Raw genomic sequence first — 16,794 nt, 5'->3', positions numbered from 1 at the left:
CGAATCATTCTCCGATGCTTCGGAACCCCAGAATCACGCAACTGCGGCGCGAACAAGAAACTTTTGGGTCAGGTTCTGAGTATCGAGCCGGAAAAAGGCGTTGCCGACAGCGGCAACATCGAAGCGGACTTGCCAGAGTTGATCGCTATGGTCGGCGAGGCGGCGAAAGCGGCGTCGACGCCGATCGCGCTCATTGTAGACGAATTGCAATACTTATCTGAAGACGAATTCAGCGCATTGATTATGTCTATCCATAAGACGAATCAAAAGAGCCTGCCTATCGTGATGATCGGAGCCGGTCTCCCCCAGATCAGGGCGCTCGCGGGAAGCTCGAAATCCTATTCCGAACGGCTGTTCCGGTTTCCGGACATAGGCGCGCTGAAAGGTCAGGACGCCATCAACGCCCTGCAAGTTCCAGCAAAAGCAGAAGGAGCTTCATTCACCGACGAAGCTATCGCTCATATTCTGAAAGTGACCGAGAGATATCCATATTTTCTACAGCAGTGGGCATATACGGCGTGGAACTTGTCGAGCACAGAGCAGATCGATGCGGAGACAGCGAGAGCCGCCGACGTTCCCGCGATCGACGAACTCGACAAAAGTTTTTTTCAAATGCGACTAGAGAGATGCAACCCGTCCGAAAAGAGATATATGAGAGCGCTCGCCGAACTCGGAGCGGGAAAGCAACGCTCGGGCGAGATCGCAGAAATGCTCGGCGTGAAAGTACAATCGGTCGCTCCGACCCGAAGCGCTTTGATAAAAAAAGGCATGATCTACTCGCCATCGCATGGGGACACGGAATTTACGGTGCCACTTTTCGACCAGTACATGCATAGAGCGATTCCGGAGTTCAAAGTCGACTACGAATAGCTGGCGCGCGGCCGCGTTCTGCGGCTCCGGGATCGGCGTGACGGCCGAGAGTGACGCCCCTCCCCCGCGACCTTCCTCCCCCTACCCAAATCCGCGCAGCTCCAATATAGCTTCGCGCAGCAAACCGACCGCCGAGGGACCTCCCGCCATGTCGCACGACTCCACTCCGCATTTCCACAATCAGCCGGGCGTCGCCAAGATCAAGGTCGGCTCCAAGGAATTCATGTGCATCGGCGCGCTGCCGCCCTTCGACCATCCGCATGTCTTCATCGACATGGGCGCGGCGGATGAGGTCGTCTGCCCCTATTGCTCGACGCTCTATGTCTTCGACGCGGGCCTTTCCCATGGCGCGGCCGATCCGGCCGAATGCGTCTATCATTCCGAGACCGTCCTCGACCCGACCGCCTGACGCTGCGGATGGCCGCTCCCTTCGTCGTCGTCGGCGCCGGCATAGGCGGGCTCGCCGCGGCCATCGCGCTGGCGCGCGCCGGCAAGCGGACGCTGGTCCTCGAACGCGCCGAGCGGATCGAGGAAGTGGGCGCCGGCCTGCAAATCTCGCCCAACGCCGGCCGGGTTCTGCATGAGTTCGGCATGCGGGCGGCGCTCGACGCCGTCGCCATCGAGCCGCGCGCGCTGAACATTCGCCGCGCCGCCGACGGCGCGGTTCTGGCGCGCCTGCCGCTCGCTGCGGCGCGCGAGCGCTGGGGCGCGCCGTTTCGCGTCTTCCATCGCGCCGATCTGCAGAAGGCGCTGCTCGACGAGGCGCTACGCCTCGGCGTCGAGATTCGCACGGCGGCGCGCTGCGATGGCTTCGCGCAGGACGAAGATGGGGTTCGGCTGGATGTGGGCGGCGAGGCGCTCGCGGCGGAGGCGCTGATCGGCGCCGACGGGCTGCGCTCGACGATACGCGACGCGCTCGGCCTCGCCGCCTCGGACGCGCCCCGCCCGACGGGGCTCACCGCCTGGCGGACGCTGATCCCGATCGAGACGGCGCCCGCGGCGCTGCGCGAGCGCGAGACCCATATCTGGCTGGGCGCGAGCGCCCATATCGTCCATTATCCGCTGCGCGACGCCTCGATCGTCAGCGCCGTCGCCATTCTCGAGGATCGCGCCGATCGCCTTCCCGCCGCCGACATGCGGACCGGGGAGGAGCTCGCCCGCGCCATGGGCTTTGGACGCTGGAGCCGCGATCTGCGGAACCTCTTGGAGGCCGGCGAAGAGTGGCGGCGCTGGCCGCTCTATGGGCGGCCGGAGCTCGCGCGCTGGGGCCGCGGCCGCGTGGCGCTGCTCGGCGACGCGGCGCATCCCATGGTTCCCTTCCTCGCCCAGGGCGCGGCGCAGGCGATCGAGGACGCCGCCGCCCTCGGCCGCATGTTCGCGGACGAGCGCGCCACGGTCGAATCGGCGCTGGACGCCTATCAATCGGCGCGCGCCGAGCGGGCGATCCGCATTCAGCGCGCCTCGCGCCGCCAGGGCGCCAATTGCCATTACGCCGGGCCGATGGCGGCTTTGCGCGACGCCGCCGTGCGCCTGATGGGCGGAAAGGGAATTCTCGCCCGCAACGCCTGGATCTATCGCTGATCCCGCGAGACGATCCGCTCTATGCGCGGATCGGGCGTGAACCACATGATCGCGACGGCCACATAGATCGCCAGCGCCAGCAGCGGCGAAACGAAGAACGCCCCCGCAACGGCGGCAAGATAGAGCACGACCGACGCCCTGCCTTTCACGTCGCGGCCGAGCGCGCCGGCGAGCGTCGATCCCGGCCCCTCCGCCCGCAAAATCGCCGCCGTCAGCAGATAATAGGCGATCGCCGGCATGAGCAGCGCGACGCCGTAGAGAATCGTCGGCGCGCGGGCGAAGTCATTGTCGGCCATCCAGGCGGTGGCGAAGGGAAGCAGCGACAACCAGAACAAGAGATGCATATTCGCCCACAGCACGGCTCCGTTCACCCGCGAGACGGCGTAGAGCAGATGATGATGATTGTTCCAATAGATGGCGACATAGACGAAGCTCAGCGCATAGCTGGCGAAAGTCGCCGCGAGGGGCGCGAGGGCGGCCCAATCGGCGCTGTGCGGCGCTTTCAGCTCGAGCACCATTATGGTGACGATGATCGCGACGACGCCGTCGCTGAACGCCGCGAGCCTGTCCTTCTCCATCTCTTCTCTCCAATAGAGCGTTTGCTGCCGAAATGAACGCCAGAAAACAAATGCCGAGTGTCTTTCCGTGTTTCAATGAAACACGGAAAGACACTCGCGCCCTTTTCGGGGAGTGGACGCATCGCGGCGAAAAAAAGGCCGCGCCTCCACGGACTTGGCAGCTTCGTCCTCCGGCTGATAATGATGACGAATTGGTTAAGCCGCCAAGAGGGTCCGAACTTGCCTCTCGCCCGAGCCGCGATGATCGGCTTTGTCGCTTGCGTCGGCCTCGCCGGCGCGACATCCTCGGCGTGCGCCGAAGACGCGCCTGCGCCGCGCGTCCCCACACTCGCCGCCGCGGACGAAGGGTGGATCGTGACGATCCGCGCGATCGGCGCGCTCGCCCCGAGCTTTCCGGGCTCGGGCACGCTGCGTCCCTACCCTTTTCCTTCGATCAGCTTCCGGCGCATCGGCGAGCCCGAGCTGTTCTCGGCGCCCGATGACGGATTCGGCTTCGCGATCCTCGACGCCAACGGCCTTCGCGCCGGCCCCGTCGCCAATTTCGTGTTCAAGCGCGGCCAGCGCGACGGGCTCTACGGCCTGCACACCGTCGAGCTCACTCACGAGATCGGCGGCTTCGCCGAATATCAGACCGAGCATTTCCGCACGCGCGCGGAGCTGCGGCAGGGCATAGACGGCCACAAGGGCTTCGTCGCCTCGCTCGGGGCCGATCTCTACGGCGGCGACGGCCGCACGACCTTGTCCTTCGGACCACGCCTCAGCCTCGGCGACAATCGATACGCCAACGCCTATTTCTCGGTGACGCCTTTCGAATCACTGCTCAATGGGCGTATCGAGCCCTATGAGGCGAATGGCGGATTCACCGCCGCCGGCGGCCTCGCCACTCTCCGCTACGACTTCAACAAGAACACCAACGCCACCATCTATGGCGGCCTGCAGCGGCTGACGGGCAGCGTCGGGCAGAGCCCGATCCCGAACGAAATCGGCTCGCGCAATCAGTTCACCGCCGGCCTGTCGATCGCGCGCTCCTTCGAGATTCGCGGATTCGGCTGGTGAAATGTCTCTGCACGCTCCGCGCGCACGATTCTTGACTCTCTTTACGATGAGTGCAACTCTCATCACCCATGGCCGACAGATTGCGCTCGATCTTCTTCCGGCGACTGGCGCTGGGGCTCTACGCGCTGACGATCATCGTCGGCGCGCTGGGCTTCGCGGCAAATCGCGGTCATGGCGCGGCGGGCGTCGGCGTCTTCGCTGACCGCGCCGCCTTCTGCCAGGATTTTCAGAAGGCCGACAGCAATTTTCAGAAGGCCGATGGCGGGCCGAAGACGCCTTTCGTCGCCTGCTGCGACGCATGCGTCTCCAGCGCGCCGCCGACGCTGCCGGCGATCATCGCGCATATCGTCTATCGTTTCGAGATCTCCACACGTTTCGATTTCGCCTCCCGCCTCGGTCGGGACCTCGACGAGAGCCCGGACAATCTCCGCTCGAGAGCGCCGCCCGGCCTCGCCTGAAGTCGATACGGCCCTCCCGGGCGCGCTTTGCGCCCGGCTTTGTTCACCCGCTTCGCTTTTCTCGCTACGTCCGGCGCTTCAAACGCGCAGGCGGCGGACAGAGCGCAGGAACAAGGAACATCGAATCGTCGTCGCTCTGCTCTAAGAGCCGAGACGATTCGAGCGGATTTCCGCGAGCGCTCGCCGTCCGTGATGGCGGACCCCGCGAATTCGTCACCCCGTGTCCGACCTCGACGCGTCTTTCCCCGAGGCGCGAAACTCCCCCGATACGAGGCGGGCGGCGGCGACGAAAAGCGGTTCACGGCCGGCGAGGCTCGCGGAAGCTGTCGACCGACTTGGGAAGGCGGAGATCGGACCTCCCTCCGACGAGCTGCGCCTTCCGAGCGAGCGCCGAGCGGACCCCTCTCTCGTCCGCTCCGCCTCACTCGTCTTGTCGGCCGCCACCGCGCGGCGCTCCCTCTTCCCCGGGGGGAGCGCCGCCCTTGGGCCGGAAGCCGCGTCAGACCGCGACCACTTCCTGCTCGATCGCGCCGAAGATCGAATGGCCGAAGGCGTCGCGCATTTCGATGCGAATGCGATCCCCCCGCTTCAAGAAGGGAGTCCGCGCCGCGCCGCCGGCGAGGCTCTCCACGACGCGCTGCTCGGCGAGGCAGGAATAGCCGAGTCCGCCCTCGGCGATCGGCCGGCCCGGCCCGCCGTCGGCGGCGCGGTTCGATACTGTGCCGGAGCCGATGATCGAGCCCGCGGCGAGCGCGCGCGTGCGCGCCGCATGGGCGATGAGGCGGCCGAAACCGAAGGTCATGTCGACGCCCGCGTCGGGCCGCCCGAGCGGCGCGTCATTGACGAAGGAGAGCAGCGGCAGCGAGAGCCGCGCCCCGTCCCAGGCGGCGCCGAGCTCGTCCGGCGTCACCGCGACCGGCGAGAAGGCCGAGGCCGGCTTGGATTGAAAAAAGCCGAAGCCCTTGGCGAGCTCGCTCGCGGTGAGGCCGCGCAAAGTCGCATCATTGACCAGCATCACCAGCGCGATGCGCTCCCGCGCCGCCTCGGCGCCGACGCCGAGGGGAACGTCATCGGTGACGACGGCGACTTCCGCCTCGAGATCGAGGCCGAATTTCTCGTCGATGAAGGGGATGGGATCGCGCGGGCCCAAAAGCACGTCCGAGCCGCCCTGATAGATCAGCGGATCGCTCCAGAAGGAGGGCGGCATTTCGACGCCGCGCGCCTTTCTGACCAGGGCGACGTGATTCACATAGGCCGAGCCGTCGGCCCATTGAAAGGCGCGCGGCAGCGGCGCGGCGCAATCATGCTCGCGAAAGCGAAAGGAGGGGACGAGCCCCGCCTCCAGCCGCTCGGCGATCTCGGCGAGACGCGGCGCCGCGCGCGCCCAATCGTCCAGCGCCGCCTGCAGCGTCGGCGCGACCGCCGTCGCCTCGGTGGCGCGCGTCAAATCGCGCGAGACGACGACGAGCCGGCCGTCGCGTCCATGCTTCAGGGAAGCGAGCTTCATCTCATCTCCTCACGGCGCGCCGTCGAAGCGGCGCGCGAGCCCCGCCCAGCAATCGGCATAGTCTTTCTGCAAGGTCTCGAGCGTCGCGGCGTAGCGCGTGAGATGCTGCGGCAGCCGCGTCTCCAGCATGAAGGCGAGCGTTTCCTCGAGCTTTTGCGGCGCCAGCGCCTCTTCCGTCGCCTGCGTAAAGCTCTGCGCGTCGGGTCCATGCGGCAGCATGCTATTGTGCAGCGAGACGCCTCCGGGGAGAAACCCTTCCGGCTTGGCGTCATAGCGCCCATGGACGAGCCCCATGAATTCGCTCATCACATTCATGTGGAACCAGGGCGGCCGGAACGTATGCTCGGCGACGAGCCAGCGCTCGGGAAAAATCAGAAAGTCGACATTGGCCGTCCCTTCCCGCTCCGAGGGCGCCGTCAGCACGCAGAAGATCGACGGATCCGGATGGTCGAAGAGCAGCGCGCCGACCGGCGAGAAGCGCGTGAGATCATACTTGTAAGGCGCGTAATTGCCGTGCCAGGCGACGACGTCGAGCGGCGAATGATCGAGCCCGCAGATGAAGAATTTTCCGCCCCATTTCACCGTGAGACGGCACGGCCGCTCCACATCCTCGAAAGCGGCGACGGGCGTCTCGAAATCGCGGGCGTTGGCGAGGCAATTGGCGCCGATGGGCCCGCGGTTCGGCAGGGTGAAGGGCGCGCCGTAATTCTCGCAGAGATAGCCGCGCGCCGGGCCGCTCACGAGCTCCGCCTTGAATTTCACGCCGCGCGGGATGACGCCGATCTCGCCGGGCGAAATGTCCATGGCGCCGAATTCGGTGACGAAGCGCAGCGCGCCCTCCTGCGGGACGAGGAGCAATTCGCCGTCGGCGTCGTAGAAATAATCGTCGGTCATCGAGCGCGTGACGAAATAGAGCGCGGCCGACATGCCGCTCTGCGCGCCGACGTCGCCCGCTGTCGTCATCACGCGCACGCCGGCGAGAAAGGTGAGCGGGCCGCCCGGCATGGGCGGCGGCCCCCAGCGATAGCGGCCGAGCGGCAGATCATGCTCCTCGCGCGCCGGCGCGCTCTTCCAGAAGGGAAGATCGAGCCGCTCGAAACGCCCGACATGACGCACGGAAGGACGAATGCGATAGAGCCAGCTGCGCGCATTGGCGCCGCGCGGCGCGGTGAAGGGCGAGCCCGACAATTGCTCGGCGTAGAGCTTGTACGGGCAATGCTGCGGCGAGTTCTGTCCGACGGGCAGAGCGCCGGGCAGCGCCTCGCTGGCGAACTCATTGCCGAAGCCGGACAGGTAGCGGAGAGTCATGCCTCATTCTCCAATGACGGCGCGCGCGCCCCACCCCGAAGGTGCAACGCTCGGGAGGCCCCCTCCCTCACCCTCTCCCGCGTAGCGGGGGAGGGTGAGGGAGGGGGCGTTGCTTGCAGCTTCATTGTTGCTCACGCTCCCGCGCGCAACACGCCGCGCTTCACCTGATCGTCCTCGATCGACTGGAACAGCGCGCGGAAATTTCCCTCGCCGAATCCCTCGTCGCCCTTGCGCTCGATGAATTCGAAGAAGATCGGCCCGATCACCGTCTTCGAAAAAATCTGCAGCAGCAGCTTGCGGCCTTCGCCGTCGATCAATATTCCGAGCTCGCGCAATGTCTCGAGCTTCTCGCCATGCCCGGGAAGCCGCTCGTCGACGCGCGCGTAATAAGTCTCCGGCGGCGCCGGCATGAATTGCAGCCCCCGCGCCCGCAAGGCCGAGACCGTGCGATAAATGTCGTCGCAGGCGCAGGCGACATGCTGAACGCCTTCTCCCCTATAGGCGGCGAGATATTCCTCGATCTGGCTCTTGTCGTCGACGCTCTCGTTGATCGGAATGCGTATCTTCCCGCAGGGGCTCGTCATCGCGCGCGAATGCAGGCCGGTGAGCTTTCCCTCTATGTCGAAATAGCGAATCTGCCGGAAGGAGAAGAAGCGCTCGTACCAATCCGCCCATTCGTCCATATGGCCGCGATAGACATTATGGGTGAGATGGTCGATCACGGTGAGGCCGACGCCCTCGGGGCGCGGATCGCGCTCGCCCGTCCAGCGGAAATCGACGTCCCAGATCGAGCCGCGCTCGCCATAACGATCGACGAGATAGATCAGCGCGCCGCCGACGCCGACGAGCGCCGGAATCTTCAGCTCCATCGGCCCGATCCTGGTTTCCGCCGCGCTCGCGCCGAGGGCGAGCGCGCGCTCATAGGCAAAGCGCGCATCCTTCACGCGAAAGCCCATGGCGCAGGCGCAAGGCCCATGCGCGCGCGCGAAAGCGGCGGCGAAACTGTCCGGCTCGGCGTTCAGCACATAATTCACATCGCCCTGGCGATAGAGCGTCACATTCTTCGAGCGATGGCGGGCGACGGCGACGAAGCCCATTTGCTCGAGCAGAGCCGCGAGCCTCGCCGGCTCCGGATGCGCGAATTCGACGAATTCGAAACCATCCGTCCCCATTGGATTATTTTCTGGAGCCGGCGCGGTCTCGGCGATCTGCGGAGAAGGCGACATTTCGGCCTCCTTGCGATTCGAACCTGTCTTCAACATATTGCGCCCGGCCGCCGATTGAAGGGCCTTCGGCGCGGGCGGCCGGGAGGGAGCCTCGCGTGAAGCTCTATGATTATTTTCGTTCCTCCGCCGCCTATCGCGTGCGGATCGCGATCGAGCTCAAGGGCTTGGAGCTGGAGCGCGTCCCCGTCCATCTGGCGCGCGGCGAGCAGCGCCGGCCCGATTATCTCGCGAAAAACCCGCAAGGCCTTACGCCCGCGCTCGAGCTCGACAATGGCGCCGTCCTCACCCAGTCGCTGGCGATCATCGACTATCTCGACGTTCTCGCGCCGCAGCCGCGGCTGACGCCGGCCGATCCTCTGCTCGCGGCGAAAGTGCGCGGCGTCGCGCTCGCCATCGCCTGCGACATTCATCCGCTCAACAATCGCCGCGTGCTGAATTATCTGCGCCAGCGGCTCGGACAGGACGACGCCGGGATCGACGCTTGGGTGCATCATTGGGCGCTCGAGGGCGGGCTCGAGGCGGTGGAGCGGCTGATCGAGCCCGGCCCCTTCTGCTTCGGCGCGGAGCCGACGCTCGCCGACGTCTGCCTCGTGCCGCAGCTCTTCGCCGCGCGGCGCTTTGCGACGCCGCTCGAAACGCTGCCGAAGTGTCTCGCCGTCGAGGCGCATTGCCTCGCCCAGCCCGCCTTCGCCGCGGCCGAGCCGTCTCGGCAAGCCGACGCCGAATGAAGCCGCCGAGGCGTCAGCGCCCTGCGGCGCGCAGCCCCGCTATGCAGCGCGCGAGATTGACGCGCGCCGTCGCGTCCCAGGCCGCGCGCGTCTCCGCGCGACGGAAGACCGGCGCGTCGCCTCTCGCGAGCCCTTCGAGCATCCTCGCCTGACTGGCGGCGAATTCAGCCTCTTCGACGCCGACCGACTCCGAGCGGATCTTCTGCGTATTCGCCGCGAAGATGTCCCAAGGCGCCGCGAGCGGGCTGAGATCGAGATCGACGAAGAGATCGAGGTCGTCGCAGAAGCCGGGATAATGCTCGGTTTCCGCGCGCGCGCCGACATGATCGGCCGTCGCCATGACGAGATCCTCGACCGCTTGCGCCTCGCTTCCGCCGAGCAGCGTGTGGCGTCGGAAGGCGGCGATGCTGTCGCGCACATTCTGCCGATCCGAGCGTATCTTTCCGTCCGGATCGCGCGCGAGATGGACGGCGTCGTGCCAGAAAATCGCCGCGGCGATCAGATCCGGCCGCGACGCCAGCGAATCGAACCGCTCGAGGCCCGCGAGCAGCTCGTCGATATGCGCCCAGCTGTGATAGGACCGATGCGGCTGGCGATAGGCCGCGTCGAGCGCCGCATAGGCGCCCGGCTCATGCGCCCGCTCGATCCGCCGCCAATAGTGCCGCCTGCGCGCTTCATTCGCGCTTTCCACTGTCGCGCCCGTCATTTGCTGTCCATCTTCCAAATGGGCGCGCCTCCCGTCGTCGAAGGCGGAGCCGTCTCGAAAGCCGCGAATCGCTGTTCCATAGCCATATAGCAACCACCCCAAGGCGGCTCGACCATCGCCTTCAAACGCAAGGCCGCGGCGCGCGCGCGGGAAAAATCCCATTCGGCGCGATAACGCATCATCTCCGCATGGGCGTCGCGCCACGCGGCGAAGGCCTCGCCCGCCGCGAATCTCGCATCTCCGGCGAGCGCGAAAATTCGCGTCGGCGCGCTGCGGCCCACGACGATCGCCTCGCCGAGATCGAGCCAGGCGAAGTCGGCGACCGCCTCCCTCACCGCGCCAGAAGCGAGAATGTCGACGCGAAACCATTTACAGAGCCCTTCCAGGCGCGATGTGAGATTCACGGCGTCTCCGAGGATGGAATAGTCGAAACGGCGCGTCGATCCCATATTGCCGACGCTGCAGGGTCCGAGATTGAGGCCTATGCCCATCGCCGCCGGCCGATGGGCGCGCCCCTCCCGCGTCGCGGCCGCGCGCTCGGCGTTGAAGCGCGCGAGGGCGGCGCGCATGTCGAGCGCGGCGCGGACGGCCTTGCGCGGATGATCGGCGACGTCGAGCGGCGCATTCCAAAAGGCGACGATGGCGTCGCCGATATATTTGTCGACCGTGCCCTCGCGATCGAGAATGGCGTCGGTCATCGGCGTCAGATAGGCGTTCATGAAATGCGTGAGCTCCTGCGCGCCGAGCCCTTCGGAGATGGAGGAGAAATCGCGCAGATCGGAGAACATCACGGTGAGCTCGCGCGTCTCGCCGCCGAGCACCAGCCGCTCGGGATGCTCGACGAGGCCTTCGACGACGGCGGGCGCGATGAATTTGCCGAACGCCATCGCTACATGCCGCCGCGCCGCCTGATCGTGACGCCACAGCGTCAGCGCGCCGACGCCATAGGCGAGCGCGACGGAAAGGCTCGGAAACGCCGCGTCGACGAGCAGGCCCAGCCGATCGAAAGCGATGAATGACGAGACGAACATGGCGGCGATCAGCGCCGCCGTGGCGAGCGCCGAGATCAGGGGCGAGACGAGGAGCAGCAGCGAAGCGACGGCGACGAAAGCGATCCCGGCCGCGACGATCTCGAGCCCGCTCGCCCAATCGGGACGCGAGAGCAGCGCGCCGGAGAGCAGCGATTCGACAATCTGCGCATGGATCTCGACGCCGGGGATCGTCGGCTGCAACGGCGTGGCGCGTATGTCGCCGAGGCCGACGGCCGTCGTGCCGATGAAGAGGATGCGTCCGTCGATCTCCTCCCGCGGCGCGCGGCCCTGCAGGACCGCCGCCGCCGAGAGCGCCCGCTCCGCCGCCTCGCCGCTGTAGCGCGGACGAATGTCGGCGCCGGCGCCGACGGCGATCTCGAAGGCGCCGACCTTCACCGCATTGACGCCGGTCCGGCGGCCGAAAGCGGTCTCGCCGCTGGCGTTGGAGGAGCGGATGATGATCGTCGAGGCGCCCTGCGCGACGCGCAGCGCCTCCAGCGCGAGGGACGGCGTGACGCCGCCGGGCCCCGTCGCGAGCAGCGGAATGCGGCGCACGACGCCGTCGCGGTCGGGCGCCCAATTGGTCGCGCCGAGCCCGCGCGCGGCTTCCGCGAGCTCCTCGATCGGCGCGACGACGGCGGAAAAATTCGCCAGGAACGCCGCCGGATCGTCGCCGGCGACGGCGACGCCCGCCTTTTGCGGCGGCACCCGTTTCGAGCCCGCGCCGGAAAGGGTGAGGCCGAGCGCGGCCGGCGCCTCGGCGAGGGAGCGCGCGAAGAGCCGGTCATTGGGAACCATGCGGGCGACGACGGCGGCGATCTCCGCCTTGGCGGGCCCGTCCGGCAGACGCCGCACGAAACGATCGAGGCTCGTCTGGTCGGATTCGGCGAAAACAATATCGAAAACGACCGCCGCCGCGCCCGCTTCCGCGAGCTTGTCGACGAGCTCGGCGAGCCGCGAGCGCGGCCAGGGCCATTGACCGAAGGCGGCGAGACTCTCCTCGTCCACCGCGACCACCCGCACCGGCAGGCCGGGATCATAGGGCCGGGGAGCAAGGCGCTGAAAGGCGTCGAAGGCGAAATTGCGCAGATCGTCCAGCGCCGGCGGCTGCAGGCGGCCGAGCGCGAAGATCGCCAGAGCGGCGGCAGCCGTCGCGAAGAGATAGGCCGGCGTGCCTCGCCGCGAGCGCTTCAATCACGCCTCCTCGAAAGCGCGTCCCGCGGACGAACGCCTCCGATACGGCGGCCTCGCGGAAAGGTGGAAAGCGCCGGCAATGGCGCGGTCAGGAACAATCGCTCTACCGAAGATGCGCTCTGGCCGAGTCGAAACGCAGATCGCGCCGGGCGGAGCAAAGCCCGCCGACCGCGGCCGATCCGTCACATCGTCCAACCAGCGGCGCAAGGGAAAAAATTCGCGCATGGCGGTCGGGCCCCATCGGCGGGCGACGGACGGCGAGACGCTCGACGACGCCGAGGGCGGCTTCGATCGCGGCGGCGTCCGGCGGCGCGCCGCGGAAACGCGGCTCCCCCCTCGGGAAGGACAGGAAGCGGCGCAGCACGAGGAACAGTTCGGCGGCAAGCGGCCTCGCGCCGAGATCCAGCGCCCGCCGCATGTCGGCGACAATGAGGTCGCGCACGAAGTCCGCGCCGCGGTCGCAGAGCATCAGATAGCTCTCATAGAGCGACTGATGAGAGGGCGAGGGCGTCGCGCCGGGCAACATCTCATGCGGCGCGAGGCCGCAGAGGGCGGCGCATCGGGACAGAGGAATCAGAGCGAAGCGCATTGCCGACTCCCCTGGGGCAGAACCTCGACGCCCGCTCGAGCGAGCGCCCCCACTCTCGGCGAAGCCCCGCCGCCGCGCTATGCGCAGTCGCACAGACGATTCGGCTCAGCCCGACTGCTCGAGGCAAGCGCTCAGCCGCTGCTCCAGCGTCGTCGGCCGCAGCAGCACCAGCCCGCCCCTGATCTTCTCGGCGAGGCCCTCGTGGATCATCGCCTGCACCTCGCGATTGACCTGCTCGCGGCGGCAGCCGATGCGCGCGGCGAGATCGTGCTGCAGCGGCGGCGGCGAGATGATCGACTGGCCGTCATGGCCCTTGCGCGGCAGCGCCAGGCGCAGGAGCTCGGCATAGAGCCGATGGCGCAGATCGAGCACGGAGCGCTCGAACAGCCGGGCGTTGAGATCGCGGATGCGCATGGTGAGCAGCCGCAGCACCTTTTCGCAGACGGCCGGCTGGCTGAAGAGAACGCTCTTGAACAGGCTCGCCGGCATGATGCAGAGCTCGGATTTCGTCAACGCGCTGACATTGGCCGAACGCTCGGCGCCGTCGATCGCCGCCATTTCCCCGAAAATCTGTCCGGGATGAAGGTCGCACAAAATGACCTCCTTGCCGGCCGGCGTGCGGATGAGCACGCGCAGATCGCCGGAGACGATGAAATAGACGTCGGTCGAGCGATCGTCGTAATCGACGACGAGCTCGCGCTCGTCGAAGCGCCGCCATATGCACTTGCGCGCGACGCGTTCCGCCTCGGCGGCGTCGAGCCCCTCGAAATAGGGTATGCGCAACAGAGAATTCGACACTTTATCGCCCCGCCCAGAGCCACATTGCGAGTTTGACAAGGTTTTTCCGGCGCGTCGAGCGGAAAGCGGTCAACGCTCATGGACATAGTTTCCAGGCGCCGCGCAGAGCGGCGCGAAGCCGCGCATGGCGGCCCCCATCGGCGGCGGCTCGACCCGCTCCGCCGAGCCACGGGCCGCGAGCCATGCGGCCAAGAGCGGCCACCAGGAGCCCTCCTCCCGGCGCGACGCCGCGAGCCATGCGTCGGCGGACACATAGTGATCGCCGAACCGGCGCAGCCCGACATGATAGAACCGAGCGGGATGGCCCGGCTCCGACACGACGCCCGCATTATGGCCGCCGTTGGTCAGCACGAAGGTCAGCTCATTGTCGGTGAAGAGGTGAATCTTATAGACCGAGCGCCAGGGCGCGATGTGATCGCTCTGCGTGCCGACGACGAACATCGGCGCGGAAACATCCTTGAGCGCCACCACCTCCCCCTCCACGGCGTAACGGCCGGCCGTCAGCCTGTTCTCGAGGAACAGCCCGCGCAGATATTGCGCATGCATGCGATAGGGCATCCGCGTCTGATCGGCGCTCCAGGCCATGAGGTCATTGGGCTTCTGCCGCTCGCCGAGCAGATATTCGCGCACCGCCTTGCCCCAGACGAGCTCGTTGGAGCGCAGCGCCGCGAAGGCGCCGGCCATCTGCCGCGTGTCGAGCACGCCCTGGTCCCACATCATGTCTTCCAGAAAGGCGACCTGAGCGGCGTCGACGAACAGCATCAGCTCGCCGGGCTCGCTGAAATCGGTCTGCGCCGCGAGCAAGGTGACGCTGGCGAGCCGCTCGTCGTGATCGCGCGCCAGGGCGGCCGCGGCGATGGAGAGAAGCGTGCCGCCGAGGCAATAGCCGCAGGCGTGGACCTTGCGGCCGGGAAGCACGGCCTCGATCGCCGTGAGCGCCGCGAGCACGCCGGAGACGCGATAATCTTCGAAGGAGAGGTCGCGATCGTCCGGCGTCGGATTGCGCCAGGAGATCATGAAGACGGTAAAGCCCTGCGAGACCAGATAGCGCACGAGCGAGTTCTGCGGGCGCAGATCGAGCACGTAATATTTCATGATCCAGGCCGGAACGACGAGGATCGGCTCGGCGAAGACCTCGCCCGTCGAGGGCCCGTATTGGATGAGCTCGATCAACTCGTTGCGGAAGATCACCTCCCCCGGCGTCGCCGCCACGTCGACGCCGACGCGAAAGCCATTGTGGCCGTTGGGAATGTTGAGCAGCGCGCGGGCGCAGTCCTCGACGAAATTCTCGGCGCCGCGCAGGAGATTGGCGCCGCCCTCCTTCGTCGTGCGCTCGATGACGGTCGGATTGAGCCAGAAGGCGTTGGAGGGAGAAAACATCGCCAGCCATTGCTGCGCCATGAAGGCGACGCGGGCGGCGTCATTGGGCGTCATGCCGCGCGTCTCCCGCGTCGCCTGCCGCCACCAATGCTCGGCCGAAAGAAAGCTCTGCTTCCACAAGGCGAATGGCGCCGCGTCCCAGGCCGGATCGTCGAAGCGCCTGTCGAAAGGCGCCGGCGCGAAAGGCGCCGCGATCGCCTCGCCCCGCGCCGAATGGAAGGCGAAATGCGCATATTTGGCGGCGTCTTGGACGGCGGCGAAGGTCAATTCGAGCTGCCGTCCCGGCGCGAGCGAAAGATGCGTCGCCCAGTCGAGCCAGGCCGACATTTGCGCGAGCGGCGACACGCCCTGGGTGAAGCGCGCGGCGAAGGCGCGGGCGGCGCGGTCGAGCGTGGCGAAGGACGGGATTTCCCCGCCGCGATCGAGCTCACGCGGCGGCGCTTCGGCGCTCGGCGGCGGCGGCGGCACAGTCGGGACGAGATTCATGCGTTCTTTCCTCTTGCGCGGCGCGCCCATGTCGACCCGGCTTCGTGAAATGTCCGTGACGGCGACAGCCGATTTCGGCGCCTCGCCGCGTCCATGCGCCGCCGGGGAGACGATGATGCGACACTCGGCTTACGTTTCGGCGAAGGATTTCGTCGACAAGGTGGCCGTCGCCGGCCGTTTTGAAATCTATACGAGCGAGCTGGCGACGCGCTATGCGCGATCCGCCGCGGTCGAGCGCTTCGCTCGGCAGACGATCGCCGAGAACCCCCAAACGGAGCGAGAATTCGCCTCGACCCTCGAAAAGCGGCGATCCAGCCTTGGATCGAGGCGCTGGATATCGCCTATAGCGCGAGGCTCGCGCCTTTGCCCGGCTTCGGACGCGGCGACGATTTCGACTCTTACGTGTTGCAGCAGATCGAGATGCGCGAGGACGCGATCTCGCTCGTCGGCGACTATGCCGCGCGGGGAGAGACTCCGGAGCTTCAGGCCTTCGCGGCGCGCCTGCCGCCGCGCCTCGAAGAGCGCCTGCGCATCGCGCGCGGGTTGACGATGCAGCGATGAGAGGGGCGCGCTTCATTCTTTGCCGGAGAGCTTAGCTTCGAAATCGCCATAGAAAACGCCTTCGATCGAGACGACGTCCCCGTCTATGACGAAAGCGATGGTGACGCGGCGATCGAATCCAATGGTCCGCAATCCGGGCAAGAGGTCGTCACGCCTTCGTCCACGCTCGGGGAGGGTAGAAAAGCCTAGGGAATAGGCGATGATCCGTTCGACGAAGGCGTCCGCGATCCTTTCGCCGGCCCGCTCCGATATCCAGGCGTGAAGACGACCTTCGCCAAGCGGACTAACGGCCCCCGGCGCGGCGCGCCTTTATCCGCGCGAGCAGTTCTTCGGCTGGCGCGGCTTTGGACGGGTCCGCGAGATATTCCGCATGGCCGGCGACAACGACTTCACGGAGCCAGTTCTCGAGCGACTCCTCGCGCTCCAGCAAGGCCCGCACGCCGTCGCTCAGCAATTCGTTCGCCGAGGCATATTCGCCGAGGCGCAGCTTCGTTTCGACGACCTCGGCCATGTCGAGCGGCAAAGTGACGCTGAATTGCTGCTTATTGGACATCGTCCGGCTCTCCGACGCGCGGAAGCCTAGAGTCTTTCCGTGTTTCATTGAAACACGGAAAGACTCTAGTGGCGTGATTCAGCCATTTTGACCGGGGAAGGTGGGGTAGAGGCTCTTGAGCTTGATGCGGGCATCGGCGGTGGTGAACTGCCAGTCCGCCTTGGCCTGATGCGTGTTGCGGTCG

General features: G+C 66.7%; 17 protein-coding genes and 2 pseudogenes. 8 read left to right on the top strand and 11 right to left on the bottom strand.

Translation table 11 applies throughout. The features are described from left to right. From Mspo_RS18400 to Mspo_RS18390, 3 genes and pseudogenes are all read left to right on the top strand, one after another. Positions 1-870 (top strand): annotated as a pseudogene (locus tag Mspo_RS18400) (hypothetical protein); the annotation flags it as partial. Between the two features lie 148 nt (positions 871-1,018). Then, positions 1,019-1,279, top strand: a complete 261-nt coding sequence (locus Mspo_RS18395) for a zinc-finger domain-containing protein (RefSeq protein ID WP_159732508.1) — start codon at positions 1,019-1,021, stop codon at positions 1,277-1,279. 8 nt (positions 1,280-1,287) lie between these two features. Continuing rightward, the gene (locus Mspo_RS18390) at positions 1,288-2,451 is read left to right on the top strand and encodes an FAD-dependent monooxygenase (protein WP_159732505.1); all 1,164 of its coding nucleotides are present in this window, start codon (positions 1,288-1,290) and stop codon (positions 2,449-2,451) included. On the opposite strand, the gene Mspo_RS18385 is transcribed toward Mspo_RS18390, so the two are convergent. Beyond that, positions 2,442-3,029 (bottom strand): TMEM175 family protein, encoded by a 588-nt coding sequence (locus Mspo_RS18385; protein ID WP_159732502.1) that lies wholly within the window; start codon positions 3,027-3,029, stop codon positions 2,442-2,444. The two genes, Mspo_RS18390 and Mspo_RS18385, sit on opposite strands and share 10 nt — an antisense overlap. A gap of 219 nt (positions 3,030-3,248) precedes the next feature. Here Mspo_RS18385 and Mspo_RS18380 point away from each other — a divergent pair, with 219 nt between their 5' ends. Both Mspo_RS18380 and Mspo_RS18375 read left to right on the top strand, forming a co-directional pair. Then, positions 3,249-4,085: a MipA/OmpV family protein gene (locus Mspo_RS18380; protein WP_244613541.1), complete on the top strand. Its 837-nt coding sequence runs from the start codon at positions 3,249-3,251 to the stop codon at positions 4,083-4,085. Between the two features lie 68 nt (positions 4,086-4,153). Further along, a complete protein-coding gene (locus Mspo_RS18375) occupies positions 4,154-4,543 on the top strand; it encodes a hypothetical protein (RefSeq protein WP_201281751.1) in 390 nt (129 codons plus the stop codon). A gap of 499 nt (positions 4,544-5,042) precedes the next feature. Here the strand turns inward: Mspo_RS18375 and Mspo_RS18370 are convergent, their stop codons facing one another. The 3 genes from Mspo_RS18370 to hppD all read right to left on the bottom strand — a co-directional run bounded on the left by Mspo_RS18370 (position 5,043) and on the right by hppD (position 8,584). Further along, the gene (locus Mspo_RS18370; protein ID WP_159732496.1) at positions 5,043-6,050 is read right to left on the bottom strand and encodes a fumarylacetoacetate hydrolase family protein; all 1,008 of its coding nucleotides are present in this window, start codon (positions 6,048-6,050) and stop codon (positions 5,043-5,045) included. Positions 6,051-6,059: 9 nt separating this feature from the next. Next, positions 6,060-7,358 (bottom strand): homogentisate 1,2-dioxygenase, encoded by a 1,299-nt coding sequence (gene hmgA, locus Mspo_RS18365; RefSeq protein WP_159732494.1) that lies wholly within the window; start codon positions 7,356-7,358, stop codon positions 6,060-6,062. Positions 7,359-7,489: 131 nt separating this feature from the next. Further along, positions 7,490-8,584, bottom strand: a complete 1,095-nt coding sequence (gene hppD, locus Mspo_RS18360; protein WP_159732491.1) for a 4-hydroxyphenylpyruvate dioxygenase — start codon at positions 8,582-8,584, stop codon at positions 7,490-7,492. A 95-nt stretch (positions 8,585-8,679) separates the two neighbouring features. Between hppD and maiA the strand changes: the two genes are divergently transcribed. After that, positions 8,680-9,312 carry a maleylacetoacetate isomerase gene (gene maiA / locus Mspo_RS18355; RefSeq protein ID WP_159732488.1) on the top strand — a complete coding sequence of 211 codons (633 nt, stop codon included), beginning with the start codon at positions 8,680-8,682 and terminating at the stop codon, positions 9,310-9,312. Between the two features lie 13 nt (positions 9,313-9,325). On the opposite strand, the gene Mspo_RS18350 is transcribed toward maiA, so the two are convergent. The 5 genes from Mspo_RS18350 to Mspo_RS18330 form a co-directional block, all read right to left on the bottom strand. Further along, on the bottom strand, positions 9,326-10,018 hold the full coding sequence (locus Mspo_RS18350; protein ID WP_159732485.1) for a hypothetical protein: 693 nt from the start codon (positions 10,016-10,018) through the stop codon (positions 9,326-9,328). Further along, positions 10,015-12,243, bottom strand: coding sequence for a CHASE2 domain-containing protein (locus Mspo_RS18345; protein WP_159732482.1), 2,229 nt, complete (start codon positions 12,241-12,243; stop codon positions 10,015-10,017). Before Mspo_RS18345 ends, Mspo_RS18350 begins: the two co-directional genes overlap by 4 nt. A gap of 103 nt (positions 12,244-12,346) precedes the next feature. Then, complete coding sequence (locus tag Mspo_RS19655) at positions 12,347-12,832, bottom strand: hypothetical protein (protein WP_201281750.1); 486 nt, start codon at positions 12,830-12,832, stop codon at positions 12,347-12,349. 105 nt (positions 12,833-12,937) lie between these two features. After that, positions 12,938-13,630 carry a Crp/Fnr family transcriptional regulator gene (locus Mspo_RS18335; RefSeq protein WP_244613540.1) on the bottom strand — a complete coding sequence of 231 codons (693 nt, stop codon included), beginning with the start codon at positions 13,628-13,630 and terminating at the stop codon, positions 12,938-12,940. Positions 13,631-13,699: 69 nt separating this feature from the next. Then, on the bottom strand, positions 13,700-15,496 hold the full coding sequence (locus Mspo_RS18330) for an alpha/beta hydrolase (protein ID WP_159732479.1): 1,797 nt from the start codon (positions 15,494-15,496) through the stop codon (positions 13,700-13,702). On the opposite strand from Mspo_RS18330, the pseudogene Mspo_RS20330 reads away from it, so the two are divergent. Both Mspo_RS20330 and Mspo_RS20140 read left to right on the top strand, forming a co-directional pair. Next, positions 15,495-15,800, top strand: a pseudogene (locus Mspo_RS20330) (DUF4142 domain-containing protein); the annotation flags it as partial. The gene Mspo_RS18330 and the pseudogene Mspo_RS20330 overlap by 2 nt on opposite strands. A 59-nt stretch (positions 15,801-15,859) precedes the next feature. Continuing rightward, positions 15,860-16,057: a DUF4142 domain-containing protein gene (locus Mspo_RS20140; RefSeq protein ID WP_256366375.1), complete on the top strand. Its 198-nt coding sequence runs from the start codon at positions 15,860-15,862 to the stop codon at positions 16,055-16,057. A gap of 12 nt (positions 16,058-16,069) precedes the next feature. On the opposite strand, the gene Mspo_RS20220 is transcribed toward Mspo_RS20140, so the two are convergent. Next, positions 16,070-16,198: a hypothetical protein gene (locus Mspo_RS20220; protein WP_306344976.1), complete on the bottom strand. Its 129-nt coding sequence runs from the start codon at positions 16,196-16,198 to the stop codon at positions 16,070-16,072. A gap of 142 nt (positions 16,199-16,340) precedes the next feature. Next, entirely contained in the window at positions 16,341-16,610 is a 270-nt protein-coding gene (locus Mspo_RS18315) for a type II toxin-antitoxin system ParD family antitoxin (protein WP_159732473.1), read from the bottom strand. Positions 16,611-16,794: the final 184 nt, after the last annotated feature.

The organism is Methylosinus sp. Ce-a6 (assembly GCF_009811655.1).
Taxonomy (GTDB): Bacteria; Pseudomonadota; Alphaproteobacteria; order Rhizobiales; family Beijerinckiaceae; genus Methylosinus.
The sequence above is the reverse complement of the archived record's forward strand: the minus strand, read 5'-3'. Positions and strand labels throughout refer to the sequence as shown.

Coding starts and splice junctions, on each gene's coding strand:
- Mspo_RS18395 (WP_159732508.1), top strand. CDS start 1,019: ATGTCGCACGACTCCACTCCGCATTTCCACAATCAGCCGGGCGTCGCC.
- Mspo_RS18390 (WP_159732505.1), top strand. CDS start 1,288: ATGGCCGCTCCCTTCGTCGTCGTCGGCGCCGGCATAGGCGGGCTCGCC.
- Mspo_RS18385 (WP_159732502.1), bottom strand. CDS start 3,029: ATGGAGAAGGACAGGCTCGCGGCGTTCAGCGACGGCGTCGTCGCGATC.
- Mspo_RS18375 (WP_201281751.1), top strand. CDS start 4,154: ATGGCCGACAGATTGCGCTCGATCTTCTTCCGGCGACTGGCGCTGGGG.
- Mspo_RS18370 (WP_159732496.1), bottom strand. CDS start 6,050: ATGAAGCTCGCTTCCCTGAAGCATGGACGCGACGGCCGGCTCGTCGTC.
- hmgA (WP_159732494.1), bottom strand. CDS start 7,358: ATGACTCTCCGCTACCTGTCCGGCTTCGGCAATGAGTTCGCCAGCGAG.
- hppD (WP_159732491.1), bottom strand. CDS start 8,584: ATGTCGCCTTCTCCGCAGATCGCCGAGACCGCGCCGGCTCCAGAAAAT.
- Mspo_RS18350 (WP_159732485.1), bottom strand. CDS start 10,018: ATGACGGGCGCGACAGTGGAAAGCGCGAATGAAGCGCGCAGGCGGCAC.
- Mspo_RS19655 (WP_201281750.1), bottom strand. CDS start 12,832: ATGCGCTTCGCTCTGATTCCTCTGTCCCGATGCGCCGCCCTCTGCGGC.
- Mspo_RS18330 (WP_159732479.1), bottom strand. CDS start 15,496: ATGAATCTCGTCCCGACTGTGCCGCCGCCGCCGCCGAGCGCCGAAGCG.
- Mspo_RS18315 (WP_159732473.1), bottom strand. CDS start 16,610: ATGTCCAATAAGCAGCAATTCAGCGTCACTTTGCCGCTCGACATGGCC.